This is a genomic window from Duganella sp. Leaf126 (assembly GCF_001423125.1).
Lineage (GTDB): Bacteria > Pseudomonadota > Gammaproteobacteria > Burkholderiales > Burkholderiaceae_D > Rugamonas.
Map to the genome: position 1 here is coordinate 82,665 of NZ_LMNW01000002.1, position 16,996 is coordinate 99,660.

Below are 16,996 nucleotides of genomic sequence, written 5' to 3' on the forward strand. Positions count from 1 at the left end.
CACTGCCTGAATCGCCGGGGACGTGCAAGCAAATTTTCCGTCTTGCCCCTGCTGCCGGCGGCAACCAGCAGCTACTGGCTGCCAGCACTGCCGGCCTGCGCCAGCAGCGCGCGCAGGCGCGGCAGCGCGGCGCTGAGCTGCTGCCACTGTCCCCGGTCGGCGCAGGTCTCGAGTTCGCCGCACAATGCCTGCAGCGCCTGCTCCTCGAGGTAGCCGGCGCTGCCCTTCATGCCATGCAGCAGGCGGCCGGCCGTGTCGGCGTCGCCGGCCGCGATCGCCGCGTCGAGTTCGGCCAGGCGCAGCGGCACGTCCTGGCGGAAGGCGCTGCGCAGCCGCGCGCTGAGATCGGCCACGCCGCTGTGCCGGGCCAGGCGCGCCATGTCGGACACCGCCGGCGCGGCCGGCGCCACGCCGAACATGGCATCGAGGTCCGGCACTGCAGCGTGCGGCCGTTCGCCCGGCCTTGCCGGCGGCGCCGCCGGAACCGCGCGCGGCGCCATCGGCGGCAGCGGGACGCCGCGCTGCAGCTGGCGCTCGATCGCGCGGCTGAGCTGGAAGTGCAGCTTGTCTTCGTCGATCGGCTTGGTCAGAAAATCGTCCATGCCGGCGGCCAGGTAACGGCTGCGGTCTTCCTCGCTGGCGTTGGCGGTGAGCGCAATGATCATCAGTTCCTGGTCGCGCACCGGCGCGTCCTCCGGCCCGCCCGCGCGGATCAGGCGGGTGGCGCTGGCGCCATCCATCTCCGGCATCCGCCCGTCCATCAGGATCAGGTCGTAGCGCGTGAGCGCGCAGGCCTGCACCGCCAGCGCGCCGTTGGCGGCGATGTCCACCTTGTGCCCGAGGTCTTCGAGCAGCATGCGGATGATGATCTGGTTGGTCGGGAAGTCTTCCGCGCACAGCACGCGCAGCTGGTGGCTGTGCGGCTCGCGCGGCACGTGCGGCACGGTCGGCGGCGCCACGCCGTTGGCCAGCGGCAGTTCGAACATGAAGGTGCTGCCCTCGCCCGGTGCGCTGACGGCGTCGATGGTGCCGCCCATCAGTTCCACCAGCTGGCGGCAGATCGCCAGCCCCAGGCCGGTGCCACCGTAGCGGCGCGTGGTTGAGGCGTCGGCCTGCTCGAACTTCTGGAACAGGCGCGGGATCGCCGCCGCTTCGATGCCGATGCCGGTATCCTCCACCAGGAAGCGGATGCGGTGGATCGCGCCCTTGCGCCCGGCCAGCGCAGCGATGTCCGCCGCCGTCTCCCCGGCTGCGGCCACCCGCTCCACGCGCATGGTCACGCTGCCGCTGCGGGTAAATTTGAAGGCATTGCCCACCAGGTTGACCAGCACCTGGCGCAGCCGCGTGGGGTCGCCCACCACGAACTGCGGCAGGTCGTCGGCAAACACCAGTTCGAAACCGACACTGTGGGCGGCGGCCTGCTCCTCGAACAGGCTGACCACGTTTTCGACGGTGGCGCTTAGGGAAAAGTCGATGTTCTCGATGGTGAGCTTGCCGGCCTCGATCTTGGAGAAATCGAGCAGGTCGTTGATGATGGTCAGCAGCGACTGGGCATTGGCCTGGCCGCGCAGGATCTGTTCGCGGGTGGCGTCCTGCAGCGCCGGATCGCGCAGCGCAAAGCCCAGCATGCCGATCACGCCGGCCAGCGGGGTGCGCATCTCGTGGCTCATATTGGCCAGGAACTCGGACTTCTGGCGGGTGGCGTCTTCCGCCTTCTGCTTGGCCTGGCGCAGCCGCTCGTCGTTGTCCTGCAAGGCGCGGTTGGCCAGCGCCAGCTCCTCGGTATGCAGCCGCACCTGGCGTTCCTGCAGCAGCAGCTGCGCCTGGGTCTGACGCAGCGTTTGCAGCGTGTCTTCGAGCTGCTGGTAGGCGCGCGCGTTTTCCAGGCCGGCAGCGGCGTGCGAGGCCAGCGTCTGCAGCAGGTCCAGGTCCACCTGGCGGTAGGCATTGCGTTTCAGGCTCTGCACGCTGAGCAGGCCGACCACGCGGTCGCCCACCACCAGCGGCGCATAGATCATCGACAGCGCACCGGGAATGCGCACGCCGTCCACGCGCACCGGCAGCGCCACCAGTTCCAGGCCGCTGTCGTCCATGTACTGCCGGTACTCGGCCTGCAGGTCGTTGATCAGGAGCGGCTTGCCGTGCGTGAGGCACCACACCGCCAGCTGGTTCGGGTTGTCCAGCCAGCGCTGGTATGGCACCGCGCGCACGCCGTCCTCCACCGCGAACGGAAAGTGGATCACGCCATCTTGCGCGCGCACGAAGCCGATGCCGAAGATCTCCGCGTGCATCAGGTCCTGCACGTGGCGGTAGACGGTACTCATCAGGGTTTCCATGTCGAGCGTGGCGCTCATCTCGCGACCCAGTTCGCTCAGCACGGAAATATTGCGGTGCGCCTTTTCCACTTCCCCGGTCTGGCGCTCCGCGTCCAGGCGGCGCTGCTCGGCATCGGCGCGCTGCGCTTCCGCTTCGAGCCGGCGCACTTCGAGTTCCTGCTTCTGCTGTTGCAGCAGGCGGTTCTTGTGCTGCACTTCGGCCGTGCGCGACTCCACCAGTTCCTCGAGGCGCTGCTGCTGGCGGTGCAGGCTGCGCACGCGCGCCTGGTAGGCGGCGTAGGCGGCGCCGGCCAGCAGCAGCGCCGCCAGCGTGCGGAACCACCAGGTCTTCCAGAACGGCGGCAGGATGGTGATGTTGAGCGTGGCGGCGCTGTCGTTCCACACGCCGTCCTTGTTGGCGGCCTTGACGCGGAACACGTAGTGGCCGGGGTCGAGATTGGTGTAGGTGGCGAAGCGCTTGCTGGCGTCCGTCATCACCCAGTCTTCGTCGAAGCCCTGCAGCTGGTAGGCGTAGCGGTTGCGCTGCGGCGCCGCGTAGTGCAGAGCTGCAAACTCCAGCGAGAACACCGAATCGGCCTGGCGCAGCGTCAGCGCGCCGGTCTGCTCGATGGCCGTTGTGAGCACGTCCGGGTGATCGCCCTGCCCGGCGCTGAGCGACTTGTTAAAGACCTGGAAGTCGGTGATCGCCACCACTGGCGCCACGCTGTTTTCGCGCACGGCCTGCGGCGCGAACGCGGTCACGCCATTGAAGCCGCCGAAATACAGCGTGCCGTCCGCCGTGCGCAGCGCCGCACCATCGAAGTACGCGCCCTCGATGGTGCCGTCGGCGTCGCTGTAGTTGCGCACCATGCCGGTGGCGATGTTGAACTTCGACAGACCGCTGTTGGTGCTGAGCCAGAGGTTGCCGGCGCCGTCGGGCAGGATGGCGGCGATCGCATCGTCGGCGATGCCGTCCCTGCGCAGGTAGCGGCGGAAGGTGACGGCGCCGTCTGCGCCGGTCTGCATTCGGTTCAGGCCGGCGGCCGTGCCCACCCACAGCGTCCCCTGCGCATCCTCGTACAGGCAGTGCACCTCGTCGTGGCTGAGCGAGTGGGGATCGGCCGGGTTGCGGCGGAAGTGGCGAAATGTGCCGGTGGCGCGGTCGAGCAGATCGAGGCCGTTGAAGCTGCCCACCCACAGCCGTCCGCGCCGGTCTTCGAGGACCGGCCGCACCACGTTGTCGGCCAGGCTGGAGCTGTCGGCCGGGTTGTGGCGGTAGGTGTGAACATCCATGGTCTTCGGATCGAGCCGGTGCAGGCCGCCGCGGCTGGCGATCCACAATACGCCGCTGCGGTCGGCCACGATGTTGCGGATGGTGTCGCTGGCCGGGTCGCCGCGCACGAACGACAGCGCGCGCATGGTGCCGCTGGCGGGATCGAGCTGGTTGATGCCCGCGCGCCCGCCGATCCACAAGCCCCCCTTGCCGTCCGGCGCACGCCACAGCGCCGTCACCTGGTCGTCACTGAGGCCGCCGCGCCGCGCCGGATCGCGGCGCCACACCTTGCTGCGCCCGGTCTTCGGGTCGTACAGGTTCAGGCCCGCACCGGTGCCCAGCCACAGCAAGCCGTCACCCTCGGGCGCGGCGGCCATCGCGATTGCGCGCACCTTGTTGTCCGACAGCGCATCCGGGTCCTCGATGTGGCGCACGATGCGCGCAAAGCCGCCGCTGCCCATGTCCACCCGGCTGACGCCATCGTTCCAGGTGCCCACCCAGAACGTGCCCACGCGGTCGCGGAACAGCGCCGACACCTGGTTGTCGGCCAGGCTGTGCGGGTCGCTGAACTGGTGGCGGTAGTGGACCAGCCGCTGCTGGCCCGGCATCCAGCGCAGCAGGCCGTCGGCCTGGGTGCCGATCCACAGCTGCTGCTCGACATCCTCGTACAAGGCGGTGATGCTGGTCCCGGGCCGCAGCCCTTCGGCCGGTCCCAGGCGCCGGCGCTGCGGCGGGCCGCCGCCGTCGACGCGCCATTGTTCCAGCCCGCCCATGCTGCCCACCCACAGCGTCTGCCGGCTGTCGACCTGCAGCGCCAGCACCGCGTTGACGCGGCTGTCGCCGCCGTCGTCGGGCAGGTAATGGACGAATTCCGCGGCGCCCGGCGCCAGCATGTCGAGGCCGGCGGCGGTGGCGACCCACAGGCGGCCGGCGGCGTCGCGCGCCAGCGCGTTGACCTGGTCGCTGGCCAGGCTGCCCGGGTCGGCCGGATCGTGGTGGCGGCTGGTGTACCGCCCGGTGGCGGGGTCGAGCCGGTGCAGGCCGTCGGCAGTGGCCACCCAAAGCCCGCCCAGCCCATCGTCGGCAAGCGCGCGCACGTGGCGGTTACCGTTGCCGCGCTGGGCTGCCTCCTGCGGCGGGTAATGGACAAAAGTGCGGGTGGCGGGATCGTAGCGATCGAGGCCGCCGTCGGTGCCAACCCACAGGCGGCCGGACGGATCGACATGCAGCACGCGCACCCAGTTATCGACCAGCGCGCGCGGGTCGGACACCGCGCTCTTGTAGCTTACGGTACGATAGCCGTCGAAGCGGGTCAGGCCGGCCTGGGTGCCGAGCCAGATGAAACCCTGCGGGTCCTGGGCGATGGCCAGCACCGACTCCTGCGCCAGCCCGTGCTCCACGCTCAGCTGCTCGAAGCGCAGCGTGCGCGGCGGCGCACTGCCCCATGCGGCGGCCGCGCCGAGTCCCCACAGCAGCAGGGCCGGCACCAGCAGGCGGAGACACATGTTGGTCAGGGCACGCAAAAAACGGGGTCTCCCACGCGGGGTATGCTCAGGATTCGAAGAACGCCAGCACGTCTTCCTTGCGCGCCTGGGTATCGCGCTGACCCAGCCGGATCAAGTCGCAAGTATACGATGATTCGAACAACAGGTACGACGCGAGGGCGGCGCCGCGCTTTTCGGTGGCGCCGATGCCGGACAACAGCGTGCGGATCGGCGCCGGCAGGCTGCCCACATGGCGGCTGGCGATGTCGTCGAGCCGTTCCGACGGCGCGATCACCAGCAGCCTGACCGGCTTGAGCGGGGTTTGCTCGAGCAGCGCTTCCGGCAGCAGCGACAGGGTCTTGTTGACGCGCTCGAGCCGTTCGATATCGACCGCCAGCGAATCGAGGAAGATCGAGGACATGGCATGGCCGGCGATCTGCGCCAGGCTCGGATGGCGCGCCGTGCCCTGCTCGTCCCCGCCATCGGCCCTGGGCGCCTCGGTCAGGCGCCCGGCGCCCACCACCAGCACCTTGCGCGCGCCGAGGTGGATGGCCGGCGAAATCGGCGCCAGCTGGCGCATCGAGCCGTCGCCGCAGAATTCGCGGTGGCCACCCAGGTAGAGCGGCGTGGGTGGAAAGATGAACGGGATCGCCGACGACGCCAGCAGGTGCTCGACGCCGATCTGGTCCTGCAGCGCCAGCCGCTGCATGCGCACCCAGGGCGCGATGTCGGCGGCGCTCTGGTAAAACGTCAGGTGGTTGCCGGCGGTGTAGGACGAGGCGGTGACCGCCAGCGCGTGCAGCAGTCCTTCGGACAGCACGGCGTCGAGCCGGGGCAGATCGAGCATGCGGTGCAGCAGTCCGACCAGCGGGGTGTTGTCGAGCAGCGACGCCGGCGGCGCCGCGCGCCACTTGCGCAGCAGCCAGCCGAACGACAGTAGCGAAAGCCAGCGCGCGCCCGAGCGCAGCACACCGAGCGAATCGGCGCGGTACACCTGCGCCACCTCGATGTTCTGCCACACGTCGAGCAGCTTCTGCACGCCCTCGCCGAAGTTGTCGGCGCGGCAGGCCAGCGCGGTGGCGTTGATCGCCCCGGCTGAGGTGCCGCAGATGATGTCGAACGGGTTGCGCGCCGGCGGCCAGCCCGCCTCCCACAGGATCTCGGAGATGGCCTGTAGCACGCCCACCTGGTAGGCGGCGCGCGCGCCGCCGCCGGTGAGGATCAGGCCTGTTTTCTTTTGACGTCCCATGACGCCAGCGTAGCAGGTTTAATCCCCCAGCACCACGCCTTCGCGGCGCGGATCGGCGCCGCCGAACCACTGCGCCTTGCCGTCCACCACGCGCCGCTGGATGCCTTGCAAACCCGAATTCTGTTCGGTCTCGCGCACCTCGTGGCCGCGCGCCTTCAGTTGCGCGATCACCTCGGCGCTGACGCGATTCTTTTCCAGTTCGGTCGGACCGTTGCGGCTGCCGAGGTTGGGCAGGCTGATGGCCTGCTGAACGTCGAGCTGCCAGTCCAGGGTGCCGACCAGCACCTTGGCCACGTAGTTGATGATGGTGGAGCCGCCCGGCGAGCCGGTGGCCAGCACCAGCCGGTGCGTGCCCTTGTCGAACACCAGGGTCGGCGACATGGCGCTGCGCGGGCGTTTGCCGGCCTGCACCCGGTTGGCGATCGGGCCGTTCTCGTCCTGCGAGTCGAACGAGAAATCGGTGAGCTGGTTGTTGAGCATGAAGCCATCGACCATCTGGCGCGAACCGAAAGCGTCTTCCACCGACGTCGTCATCGACAGGCCGCCGCCGTAGGCGTCCACCGCCACCAGGTGCGACGTGGAGGGCTTGTCGATTGCCGTGTCGCGTCCCCACGCCACGTCCATGGTCGCCGGCGTGCCGTAATTGGCGTGCCCCATCGACTTGTCGCCGATCAGGGCGGCGCGACTGGCCAGGTAGCGCTTGTCGAGCATGGCCGCGACGCCCTTGCCCGGCAGCGGCACGAAATCGGTATCGGCCACGTAGCGGTTGCGGTCGGCGTAGGCCAGGCGCCCTGCCTCGCTGAACAGGTGGATGCCGTCGGCGGTGAGCATGCCGTTGACCGGCTTGTAGGGACTGATGTCCTTCACTTCCAGGATGCCCAGCATCTGGGCGATGGCGATGCCACCGGACGACGGCGGCGGCGCGCCGCACACGGTCCACGCCTTGTAGTCGCTGCAGATCGGCGCGCGTTCCTTGGCCTGGTAGCCGGCGATGTCGGCGGCGGTGAGCTTGCCGGGATTGGTCGGATGGCCGGACACCTTGGCAACGATGTCGCGCGCGATGCGTCCCTTGTAAAACGCGTCGGCGCCGCCGTCGGCGATCTCGCGCAGCGTGCGCGCCAGCTCGGGATTTTTCAGGACGTAGCCGACCGGGCGCGGCTGGCCGGCGTCGTCGAAGAAGTAGGCGCGCGCCACCGGATCGCGGGCCAGGTATTTGTCCCACCGGAGCAGCGCGTTCAGGCGCGGGCTGACGGCAAAGCCGTCGTCGGCCAGCTTGATGGCCGGCGCGAACAGGGCTTTCCATGGCAGCCGGCCATGCTGCTTGTGGGCCAGCTCCAGCATGCGCAGCACACCGGGCGCACCGACCGAGCGCCCGCCCACCACGCCGGTCTCGCGCGATACCGGCTTGCCATCCTTGTCCTGGAACAGGTGCTCGTCGGCGGCGGCCGGCGCCGTCTCGCGGCCATCGTAGGACTGCACGCGTTTGCCGTCCGAGTACATCAGGAACGACCCGCCACCGATGCCCGACGATTGCGGCTCCACCAGCGTGAGCACCATCTGGGTGGCGATGGCCGCATCGATGGCCGCGCCGCCCTGCTTGAGGATCTGGTACCCGGCCTGGGTCGCAAGAGGATTGGCGGCAGCCACCATGAACTTCTGCGATGACTTGCCGGCCTTTTCGGTGTAGCCGGTGGCGATTTCGGGCGCCACGTCGTGCGCACTGCCAGCGACCTTGCCCGGCACGCTGGCCGGCGCCTGCAGCTGGGCGTACGCGGGGGCATAGAAAGCGGGAGCGTGCAACGCCCCCAGCACGGCGGCGGCCAGCGCCAGGTTCTTCAAACGTGTCATGGGATCTCCGGGTCGGGGCACGCAACCTGCGGCGCGCCTGAACGGCCATCGTACACGAAATCGTTTAAATCGTTTACTGCTGAACTTGATGCTTATTTGCTCACGCCAGCCTATTTGGCCGCCATGCGGATGGCGCCGTCGAGCCGTATCACCTCGCCGTTGAGCATGGTGTTCTCGATGATGGCGCGCGCCAGCTGGGCGTATTCGTCCGGCTTGCCCAGGCGCGGCGGGAACGGCACCATGGCACCGAGCGCGTCGCGCACCTCTTGCGGCATGCCGAGCATCATCGGCGTCTCGAAAATGCCGGGTGCGATGGCCATCACGCGGATCCCGCTGCGCGCCAGGTCGCGTGCCATCGGCAACGTCAGGCCGGCCACCGCCGCCTTCGACGACGCATACGCCGCCTGGCCCATCTGGCCATCGTAGGCCGCCACCGACGCAGTGTTGATGATCACGCCGCGCTCGCCGTTGTCGAGCGGCGCATTCCTGCCCATCGCTTCGGCCGCCAGGCGCGCCATATTGAAGGTGCCCACCAGGTTGATCGCCACCACGCGCTGGAACAGGTCGAGCGCATGCGCGCCTTCCTTGCCGACGGTCTTGGCGGCCGGCGCGATGCCGGCGCAGTTGACCAGGCCGCGCAGCGTTCCCAGTGAAACGGCTGCCGCCACCGCGCTCTGCGCATCGGTCTCGGACGTCACATCGCAGCGCACGAACACGCCGTCCAGTTCCGCCGCCAGCGCGCGACCGCCCTCTTCCTGCACGTCGGCCAGCACCACCTTGCCGCCAGCTTGCGCCAGCATGCGCGCAGTGGCGGCGCCCAGGCCCGAAGCGCCGCCGGTGATGATGAATACCTGTTCTTTGATTTGCATGGTGTCTCCACGAGTAAGGCCGATTGTCGATGATCGCCGAGTTTAGGTTTACGTTGACGTAAACGTCAACATCACCGTGCGATTGTAACGACTTTCAGTGCGCAGAGATACCGGCGATGCACCTGCCGCTCAGCACTGGATGAAGGCGCCGTTGCGCGAACACAGTCTGCCGCTGGGACTGACCACGGTGTTGCCGGGGCCGTTGTTGTAGCGCTGGCCGTTGGGACCGTAGCAGCCGCCGGCGTCGCAACCGGCGGTGGGCACCGGCGCGCCGGGACGCGCAACGGGATCGATGCGCGAGGGCGTGGCCGGCGTAAGCGGCCGCGGTGGCGTGGGCAGTACCCGCGACGGCGTGGCGGGCAACGGCGTACCACGCAGCGAAGCCCCCGGCACCGGCGTCGTGGCCGCTGGCGGTCTGGCCGCATCGCGCGGATCGCTTTCGGCGGGCGAGACCCGCTCGATCGCCTGCGGCACCGGGCGCCGCGGCATCGGGTCGAGCGCCTTGGCCGTGCGGCACGGCTCTTCGGCCAGGCGCGTACCATCGTCGCTGAGCTTGCAGGGCGGCAGCTTGGCATAGGCTTCTTTCTCGGTATCGACCTCGGGCGCGCGCGGTGGCGCCGGAGTGGACAACTGTGGCGCTGGCGCAGTCTGTGGCACCTGCTGGTGCGCGAGCGCGCCAGCTGCCAGCAGCGCGCCCGCAAGCCACGCCGCCACGCCCAGCCGGACGCCCAGCCGGCGATCTGCGCGCAGGCCCGGCTTCTTACCGATGATTGATCGTTGCATGATGGTCTCCTCCTGCCGGATATCGTACCAGCCTACCGGCTTCGAGACAGGCCCGGCGCGCGGCTGGTGGCGGGTCTGGTGGCTGCCTGGCTTGTCGGGCTTGTAGGGGCCAGCGTGGGCGTAGTCGCCCCCACCTGCGCCACCACCGGCGCGCTCACCGCCAGCCAGCCCGAGGCCGGCAACAGCGGCACCAGCAGCAGCGCCACGATGTTGATGATCTTGATCAGCGGGTTGACTGCCGGGCCGGCCGTGTCCTTGTACGGGTCACCCACGGTGTCGCCGGTGACGGCCGCCTTGTGCGCCTCGGACCCCTTGCCGCCGTGGTGGCCGTCCTCGATGTATTTCTTGGCGTTGTCCCAGGCGCCGCCACCGGTGGTCATGGAAATGGCCACGAACAGCCCGGTGATGATGGTCCCCATCAGCATGCCGCCCAGCGCGGCTGCGCCCAGCAGCAGGCCCACGATCACCGGCACCACCACCGGCAGCAGCGACGGCACGATCATTTCGCGGATGGCCGAGGCAGTCAGCATATCGACCGCCTTGTCGTACTCGGGCCTGGCCTGGCCTTCCATGAGGCCGGCGATGTCGCGGAACTGGCGCCGCACCTCCACGACCACGGCGCCGGCGGCACGGCCCACCGCTTCCATCGCCATCGCGCCGAACAGGTACGGTACCAGGCCGCCGATGATCAGTCCCACGATCACCATCGGATTGGACAGGTCGAACAGCACGCTGCGCCCGGCCGCTTCCAGCGCGTGGGTGTAGTCGGCAAACAGCACCAGTGAGGCCAGCCCGGCCGAGCCGATCGCATAGCCCTTGGTGACGGCCTTGGTGGTATTGCCCACCGCGTCGAGCGGGTCGGTGATGGCGCGCACCGCCTCCGGCATGCCGGCCATTTCGGCGATGCCGCCGGCGTTGTCGGTGATCGGTCCGTAGGCGTCGAGCGCGACCACGATGCCGGCCATCGACAGCATGGCGGTGGCCGCGATGGCGACGCCATAGAGCTGCCCGAGCTGGTAAGCGACGAGGATCGCCGCGCACACGGCCAGCACCGGCCAGGCGGTGGACTTCATCGACACCCCGAGGCCGGCGATGATGTTGGTGCCGTGGCCGGTGGCGGAGGCCTGCGCGATGTGCCGGACCGGCGCGAATTCGGTGCCGGTGTAGTACTCGGTGACGTACACCATCACGCCGGTCAGCGCAATGCCGACCACAGTGCAGCCCAGCAGGCGCAGGCGCAGCGCCGGATCCCCCCAGACGCCCCAGGTCACCGCGATAAAGCCCAGCAGCGACAGCCCGGCCGCCCACCACAGGCCCGTGTACAGGGCCGCCATGATCTTTTTGCCCGGGCGCGCCTTGACCATCGCGCAGCCGATGATGGACGCGATGATCGAAACCGCCCCCAGCAGCAGCGGATAGACCACGGCAGCGACCGGCGCGTTGGCCATCAACAGTGCACCCAGCAGCATGGTGGCGATCAGCGTGACCACATAGGTTTCGAACAGGTCGGCCGCCATGCCGGCGCAGTCGCCGACATTGTCGCCGACGTTGTCGGCAATCACGGCCGGGTTGCGCGGATCGTCCTCGGGGATGCCCGCTTCGACCTTGCCGACCAGGTCGGCGCCCACGTCGGCGCCCTTGGTGAAGATGCCGCCGCCCAGGCGGGCAAAGATCGAGATCAGCGAGGCGCCGAACGCCAGCCCGATCAGGGGTTCCAGCAGCTGGTGGGTATTGACGGTGGCGGCCGCCAGGTCGGGCGGCAGGCCGGCGGTCAGGTACAGGAAGAACAGCGCCACGCCCAGCAGGCCCAGGCCGACGACCAGCATGCCGGTAATCGCCCCGCCGCGAAACGCCACGTCGAGTGCGGCGTTGATGCCGCGCGTGGCCGCCTGCGCGGTGCGCACATTGGCGCGCACCGACACATTCATGCCGATGAAGCCGCAGGCGCCCGAGAGCACGGCGCCGATCAGGAAGCCCAGTGCGGTATTAAAGTCAAGAAAGATGGCGATCAGGACCAGCAGGACCACGCCCACCAGGCCGATGGTGCGGTACTGGCGCGCCAGGTAGGCGGCCGCGCCCTGCTCGATCGCCAGCGCAATGTCCTGCATGCGCGCGTTGCCGGGATCCTGGCGCAGGATCCAGGCGCGCGACCACAGGCCATAAATGACGGCGATGACGCCGCAACCCACTGCTAACCACAGACTGGCTGCCATGATGTCCCCTCTCGTTGTCGAACTGCACGAACGTCAAAAACGGGGACTCGCTGAGCAGCCCATGAAAAAAGCGGACGCTCGGTCCGCTTTCAGGTCTTATTCAGCCAGCGCAGCAAACACGCTGTCGCGGATTTGGTCCACCGCGCCTACCCCGCTGATACGGCGGTACTTCGGTGCTCCCTCGGCGCCCGACTTGGCCCAGTCGTTGTAATAGCCAAGCAGCACTTCGGTCTGGTTGTGATACACGTCCAGGCGTTTTTTCACGGTTTCAGCCTTGTCGTCGTCGCGCTGCACCAGGTCTTCGCCGGTGACGTCGTCCTTGCCTTCGACCTTGGGCGGATTGAACTTGACGTGGTACACGCGGCCCGAACCGGGATGGCAGCGGCGGCCATCCATGCGCTCGATGATGGAAGCGTCCGGCACGTCGATTTCCAGCACGTAGTCGACGTTGATGCCGGCGTCCTTCATGGCGTCCGCTTGCGGGATGGTGCGCGGGAATCCGTCGAACAGGTAGCCGTTGGCGCAGTCGTCCTGCTTCAGGCGTTCCTTGACCAGGCCGATGATCAGATCGTCGGACACCAGGCCGCCGGCGTCCATCACCTGCTTGGCGGCCAGACCCAGTTCGGTACCCGCCTTGATCGCCGCGCGCAGCATGTCGCCGGTCGAGATCTGCGGGATATTGTATTTTTCCTTGATGAAATTAGCCTGGGTGCCCTTGCCGGCTCCTGGTGCTCCTAACAGTATCAGACGCATGAAGTTTCCTAAAACAGATTTTTGGAGGATGTGGTGAATGGTGTAATGGTTGCGTGGACACAGTGCACGGGCACAGCACAGGCAAACAGCGCATGTACACAGTACTAATACTGATTATCCGACTATCTTGGTACGAAACTTACCACAAAACCCGGCCCATCAGCCAGTGCGATAACCGTTTATACCGTTCACCGCAGGCAAAAATGCATTCCCTTGGGGATATTCGTATGAATCGTGCACCAGCACCGTGCGCGCCGGGGCTCGCTGCACCACAGCGACGTTATAGCAGGAGCACCCGCGTGGCCGGCTTGAGATGGATCAAGTCCCTGGGACCAGGCCCGCCTGGCAGGTCACGAATAATGCAGCCGCACCCGGGCCAGGTCGTCGGGCGTATCGACGCCGGCAGCAGGCGCCGTGTCGGTCACGTGCACGGCGATCGGGTAGCCGTGCCACAGCACCCGCAGCTGCTCGAGCGCCTCGATGCCTTCCAGCGGCGAGACGGCCAGCGCGGGGTAGGTTTGCAGGAAGTCGTTGCGGTAGGCGTACAGGCCGATGTGGCGCAGCGGCACGTAGCCGTCCGGCAGCGCCGACTGGATGCGGGCAAAACCGTCGCGGTGCCACGGGATGGTGGCGCGCGAAAAATACAGGGCGCGATCCAGCTTGTCGAGCACCACCTTGACCACGTTGGGATTGAAGGCGTCGGCGGCGTCGTGCAGCGGATGGGCGCAGGTGGCCATCGGCACGTCGGCGCCGATGCGGGCGGCGACGGCCTGCAGCAGGCCGGGATCGATCAGCGGCTCGTCGCCCTGCAGGTTGACCACCACGGCGTCCGCTGCCAGGTCCAGCATGCGCGCCACCTCGGCGATGCGGTCGGTGCCGGACGGATGGTCGGCGCGCGTCATGCACACGTCCACGCCGTGCGCTGCGCAGGCAGCGCGGATATCGTCATGGTCGGTGGCGACGATGATGCGCGCCGCACCGGACAGCTGGGCGCGCTCGGCCACGCGCACCACCATCGGCTTGCCGCCGAGATCGGCCAGCGGCTTGTTGGGCAGCCGGGTGGACGCCAGGCGCGCCGGAATGATGACGGTGAAGCCGGACGACCCCGCCACTTAGTCCGCCTTGTCCTGCAAGGTGCGGGCCTCGTCGGCCCACATGATCGGAATGCCGTCGCGGATCGGGTATGCCAGGCGGTCGCCCTTGCAAATCATTTCCTGGGCTTTCTTATCGTACTCCAGGGGGCCTTTGCAGACCGGGCACACCAGGATATCAAGCAGTCTTGCGTCCACGACATTTCTCCACGATTTGGTCGGCCAGCGCGCCATCGATGTGCGCCGTGACCGGGACGACCCATAGTCGCGGGTCGTCTCTGAGTTCTTCAATTTGCGCACATTTTACTGCATCCTTCTCGGTGATCAAGATCACATCGGCGTGCAGGGCGTCGAAAGGCCGGTCGCGGAAGTCGTGGTGGTCGGGCAGCGGCAGCTCGGCGATGGTCAGACCGGCCGCCTTGAGCATGCCGAAGAACCGCGCCGGGTTGCCGATGCCGGCAGCGGCAGCCAGGCGCCGGCCCGGCTGCTGCAGCGCGGCCAGCGGCATGCGCCGGTTGCGATCGGCCAGCTGCTCGGCGTGGCTGCCGGCCAGCGTCATCCGGATCGGCGCCCGCGCGCCTGCCCCACCGCCGACCGACCGCACCAGCGCATCGGTCAGCAGCGGAGCATTGATCACCGTGAAATCGCGCCGCCGCGAAACCGGTTCGCGCAGCGGCCCGGCCGGCAGCAGCCAGCCGTTGCCGGCGCCGCGGCCGTCGAACAGGATGATTTCGATATCGCGCTGCAGCGCATAGTGCTGCAGGCCGTCGTCGGTGAGCAGCACGTCGAGCTCGGGATGGGCCGCCAGCAGCGCACGGCCGGTGGCGGCGCGGTCGCGCCCCACCATCACCGGGCAGCCGGTGCGCTGGCGGATCAGCAGCGGTTCGTCGCCCACCTCGGCCGGCGTGGCGTCGGCGCCCACCTCGCGCGGCGCGGCGCCGGCGCTGCCGTGGCCGCGCGAGATCACGCCCGGGCGCATGCCGGCCGCCTGCAGCGCCTGCACCAGCCAGATCGTCAGCGGCGTCTTGCCGGTGCCGCCGATGTAGATATTGCCGACCACGACCACCGGCACCGGCAACCGCGACGACGCCAGCCAGCCGGCCAGGAACAGCGCTGCCCGCACCGCGGTGACAGCCCGGAACAGCAACGACAGCGGCCACAGCGCGCACGCGAGCGGCCCCCGGCGCAGCCAGTTGCGGGTCAGCGCGGCTTCCAGAGTCGCGCCTGCCGGCGCCTGCGCCGGCGTCCTGGGCGGTGCGCCTATTTCCCGCCCCCGGTCTGGGCCGCGAACGTGAGCCGGTCGAAACCGGCAATGCGCGCCGCTTCCATCACATTGACCACCATCTGGTGCATCGCGAACTGGTCGGCGTTGACGATCACGACCGGCGCTTTGTCCTTCAGGCCGCTCTTGTCGGCCACGCCGCGCATCGCCTGCGCCAGGCCGGCCACGTCGCGAAACGAGACGGGGTCGCCATTGATCGTGTAGTTGCCCTTGGCGTCGACCGTCACATTGAGTTCGAACGGCTTGTCCTCCGGCTTTTGCGCCTCGGCCGTCGGCAGCGTGATCTGCAGCTCGGTGAACTTGCTGTAGGTGGTGGACACCATCAGGAAGATCAGAATCACCAGCAGCACGTCGATGAACGGAATCAGGTTGATCTCGGGGTCTTCCCTGCCTTTGCCTTTGCGGAAATTCACGGCAGCCCCTTACTTGCGCTGGCGGTGCACGACATCGACGAACTTCACCGCCTGCTGCTCCATGTCGATCACGAAGCTGTCCACCAGCGCGCGGAAGTGGCGGTAGAACACCAGCGTGGGCATGGCGATGGCCAGACCGAAACCGGTGTTGTACAGCGCCACCGAGATGCCGTGCGCCAGCTGCGCCGGATTGGCGCCGGACGGATTTTGCGCGCCGAAGATCTCGATCATGCCCACTACCGTGCCGAACAGGCCCATCAGCGGCGCCAGCGTGGCGATCGTGCCCAGCGTGGTGAGGAAGCGCTCGAGCGTGTGCGCCACGCCGCTGCCCGCTTCCTCGATCGATTCCTTCATCACGTCGCGCGGCGCATCGACGTTGCGCAGCGCCGCCGCCAGCACGGTGCCCAGCGGCGAGCTTTTTTCCAGCTTGTCGAGGATGTCGGGCGTAATCTGGCCGCCACGGTAGACCTGCACCACCTCGTCGAACAGTTTTTTCGGCAGTAATTTGGCGCGGCGCAGGTAGAGCAGGCGTTCGATGATCAGGGCCATGGCAACGATCGAGGCGATCAGCAACAACCAGATAGGCCAACCTGCAGCTTGAAAAATGGCGAGCAAAACTAACTCCTGTGGATGAAATGAACCGGGCGCAAGCCCGAAGCCGCAATGTATCGTGTTGGGCCGCCGCCGGCAAGAGACAGTTATGCCCACATTCTGTTGATAAGATTGTGCGCAAGCACCTGGCGCCATGACTAAGTCTTTGATTCAAAAGCATAATTTTTCCATGCACGAATTTGACGCATGGCCACGGCGCGGCTGGCAGAACAGGACTCGCGAACTTCTGCACAATTTGTGTGGATAAAATTGTGCGCAATCGCCGTGCGATGGCGCAACGGTCTTGATTCATAAGGGAATTTTTTCCCTGAGTAAAAATTTGGCACCGGCCCCGTTTGCGTCCTTTACGCAGATTTTTTGCACCGTGTCCTGCGCCGGCGCAGTGGTTTGTGCACTTCTGCACACATTGTGTGGATAAGATTGTGCGCAAGGCCCGTGCTCACAGTGCAAGCTGTTGATTATAAAGCGATGATGGCCAACGCTCAAAAAAAAGGCAGGCAGTTTGGGGTGCGCTTCCACAGGTAAAATGGCAGTTCTGCACACGTTCTGTGGACAATATTGTGCGTAATAGGCTTAAGCTGATTCTAAGTCATTGATTCGTCACAAATTCCTGTTGCAGCATAAATTTTAGGCACACCATACAATAGCGCTCCGCCAGCAAAGTATGAACAGTTTGTGTGGATAACTTTGTGCGTAACCGTGGCAGGCCCGACCAAAGTCCTTGATCCATAAGGTTTTTTTCTTGATGCAAGTAAATCAGGCAGCCATATTTTTCTTTTAAAATCATGGACCTATCTGTAATACTTCCAGC

At 67.3% G+C, this 16,996-nt stretch carries 13 protein-coding genes; all 13 read right to left on the bottom strand.

Annotated elements, in window-relative coordinates:
• Positions 1-71 precede the first annotated feature (71 nt).
• The 13 genes from ASF61_RS03955 to ASF61_RS23110 all read right to left on the bottom strand — a co-directional run bounded on the left by ASF61_RS03955 (position 72) and on the right by ASF61_RS23110 (position 16,972).
• Positions 72-5,093: a two-component regulator propeller domain-containing protein gene (locus tag ASF61_RS03955; RefSeq protein ID WP_082491196.1), complete on the bottom strand. Its 5,022-nt coding sequence runs from the start codon at positions 5,091-5,093 to the stop codon at positions 72-74.
• A 46-nt stretch (positions 5,094-5,139) separates the two neighbouring features.
• Positions 5,140-6,321 (bottom strand): patatin-like phospholipase family protein, encoded by a 1,182-nt coding sequence (locus ASF61_RS03960; RefSeq protein WP_056151384.1) that lies wholly within the window; start codon positions 6,319-6,321, stop codon positions 5,140-5,142.
• Between the two features lie 18 nt (positions 6,322-6,339).
• A complete protein-coding gene (ggt, locus tag ASF61_RS03965; RefSeq protein ID WP_056151386.1) occupies positions 6,340-8,169 on the bottom strand; it encodes a gamma-glutamyltransferase in 1,830 nt (609 codons plus the stop codon).
• 110 nt (positions 8,170-8,279) lie between these two features.
• Positions 8,280-9,038 (bottom strand): 3-hydroxyacyl-CoA dehydrogenase, encoded by a 759-nt coding sequence (locus ASF61_RS03970; RefSeq protein ID WP_056151388.1) that lies wholly within the window; start codon positions 9,036-9,038, stop codon positions 8,280-8,282.
• Positions 9,039-9,167: 129 nt separating this feature from the next.
• Entirely contained in the window at positions 9,168-9,821 is a 654-nt protein-coding gene (locus tag ASF61_RS03975; protein ID WP_056151390.1) for a hypothetical protein, read from the bottom strand.
• A 32-nt stretch (positions 9,822-9,853) separates the two neighbouring features.
• Positions 9,854-12,034, bottom strand: a complete 2,181-nt coding sequence (locus ASF61_RS03980) for a sodium-translocating pyrophosphatase (RefSeq protein ID WP_082491189.1) — start codon at positions 12,032-12,034, stop codon at positions 9,854-9,856.
• Between the two features lie 96 nt (positions 12,035-12,130).
• Positions 12,131-12,787, bottom strand: coding sequence for an adenylate kinase (adk, locus tag ASF61_RS03985; RefSeq protein ID WP_056151392.1), 657 nt, complete (start codon positions 12,785-12,787; stop codon positions 12,131-12,133).
• A 350-nt stretch (positions 12,788-13,137) separates the two neighbouring features.
• Entirely contained in the window at positions 13,138-13,899 is a 762-nt protein-coding gene (kdsB, locus tag ASF61_RS03990) for a 3-deoxy-manno-octulosonate cytidylyltransferase (protein ID WP_056151393.1), read from the bottom strand.
• Positions 13,900-14,076: a Trm112 family protein gene (locus ASF61_RS22550; RefSeq protein WP_081632595.1), complete on the bottom strand. Its 177-nt coding sequence runs from the start codon at positions 14,074-14,076 to the stop codon at positions 13,900-13,902. It abuts the gene before it with no gap.
• A complete protein-coding gene (lpxK, locus tag ASF61_RS03995) occupies positions 14,057-15,067 on the bottom strand; it encodes a tetraacyldisaccharide 4'-kinase (protein ID WP_229205705.1) in 1,011 nt (336 codons plus the stop codon). The genes ASF61_RS22550 and lpxK overlap by 20 nt, the downstream gene beginning before the upstream one ends.
• Before the next feature lie 71 nt (positions 15,068-15,138).
• Positions 15,139-15,573 (bottom strand): biopolymer transporter ExbD, encoded by a 435-nt coding sequence (locus ASF61_RS04000; RefSeq protein WP_056151394.1) that lies wholly within the window; start codon positions 15,571-15,573, stop codon positions 15,139-15,141.
• Between the two features lie 9 nt (positions 15,574-15,582).
• On the bottom strand, positions 15,583-16,188 hold the full coding sequence (locus ASF61_RS04005; protein ID WP_056151396.1) for a MotA/TolQ/ExbB proton channel family protein: 606 nt from the start codon (positions 16,186-16,188) through the stop codon (positions 15,583-15,585).
• Positions 16,189-16,774: 586 nt separating this feature from the next.
• Entirely contained in the window at positions 16,775-16,972 is a 198-nt protein-coding gene (locus tag ASF61_RS23110) for a hypothetical protein (RefSeq protein WP_156369447.1), read from the bottom strand.
• Between the last annotated feature and the right edge of the window lie 24 nt (positions 16,973-16,996).

Excerpts from the sequence above, each read along its gene's own strand:
- ASF61_RS03955 (WP_082491196.1), bottom strand. The coding sequence starts at position 5,093 with ATGTGTCTCCGCCTGCTGGTGCCGGCCCTGCTGCTGTGGGGACTCGGC.
- ASF61_RS03960 (WP_056151384.1), bottom strand. The coding sequence starts at position 6,321 with ATGGGACGTCAAAAGAAAACAGGCCTGATCCTCACCGGCGGCGGCGCG.
- ggt (WP_056151386.1), bottom strand. The coding sequence starts at position 8,169 with ATGACACGTTTGAAGAACCTGGCGCTGGCCGCCGCCGTGCTGGGGGCG.
- ASF61_RS03970 (WP_056151388.1), bottom strand. The coding sequence starts at position 9,038 with ATGCAAATCAAAGAACAGGTATTCATCATCACCGGCGGCGCTTCGGGC.
- ASF61_RS03975 (WP_056151390.1), bottom strand. The coding sequence starts at position 9,821 with ATGCAACGATCAATCATCGGTAAGAAGCCGGGCCTGCGCGCAGATCGC.
- ASF61_RS03980 (WP_082491189.1), bottom strand. The coding sequence starts at position 12,034 with ATGGCAGCCAGTCTGTGGTTAGCAGTGGGTTGCGGCGTCATCGCCGTC.
- adk (WP_056151392.1), bottom strand. The coding sequence starts at position 12,787 with ATGCGTCTGATACTGTTAGGAGCACCAGGAGCCGGCAAGGGCACCCAG.
- ASF61_RS23110 (WP_156369447.1), bottom strand. The coding sequence starts at position 16,972 with ATGATTTTAAAAGAAAAATATGGCTGCCTGATTTACTTGCATCAAGAA.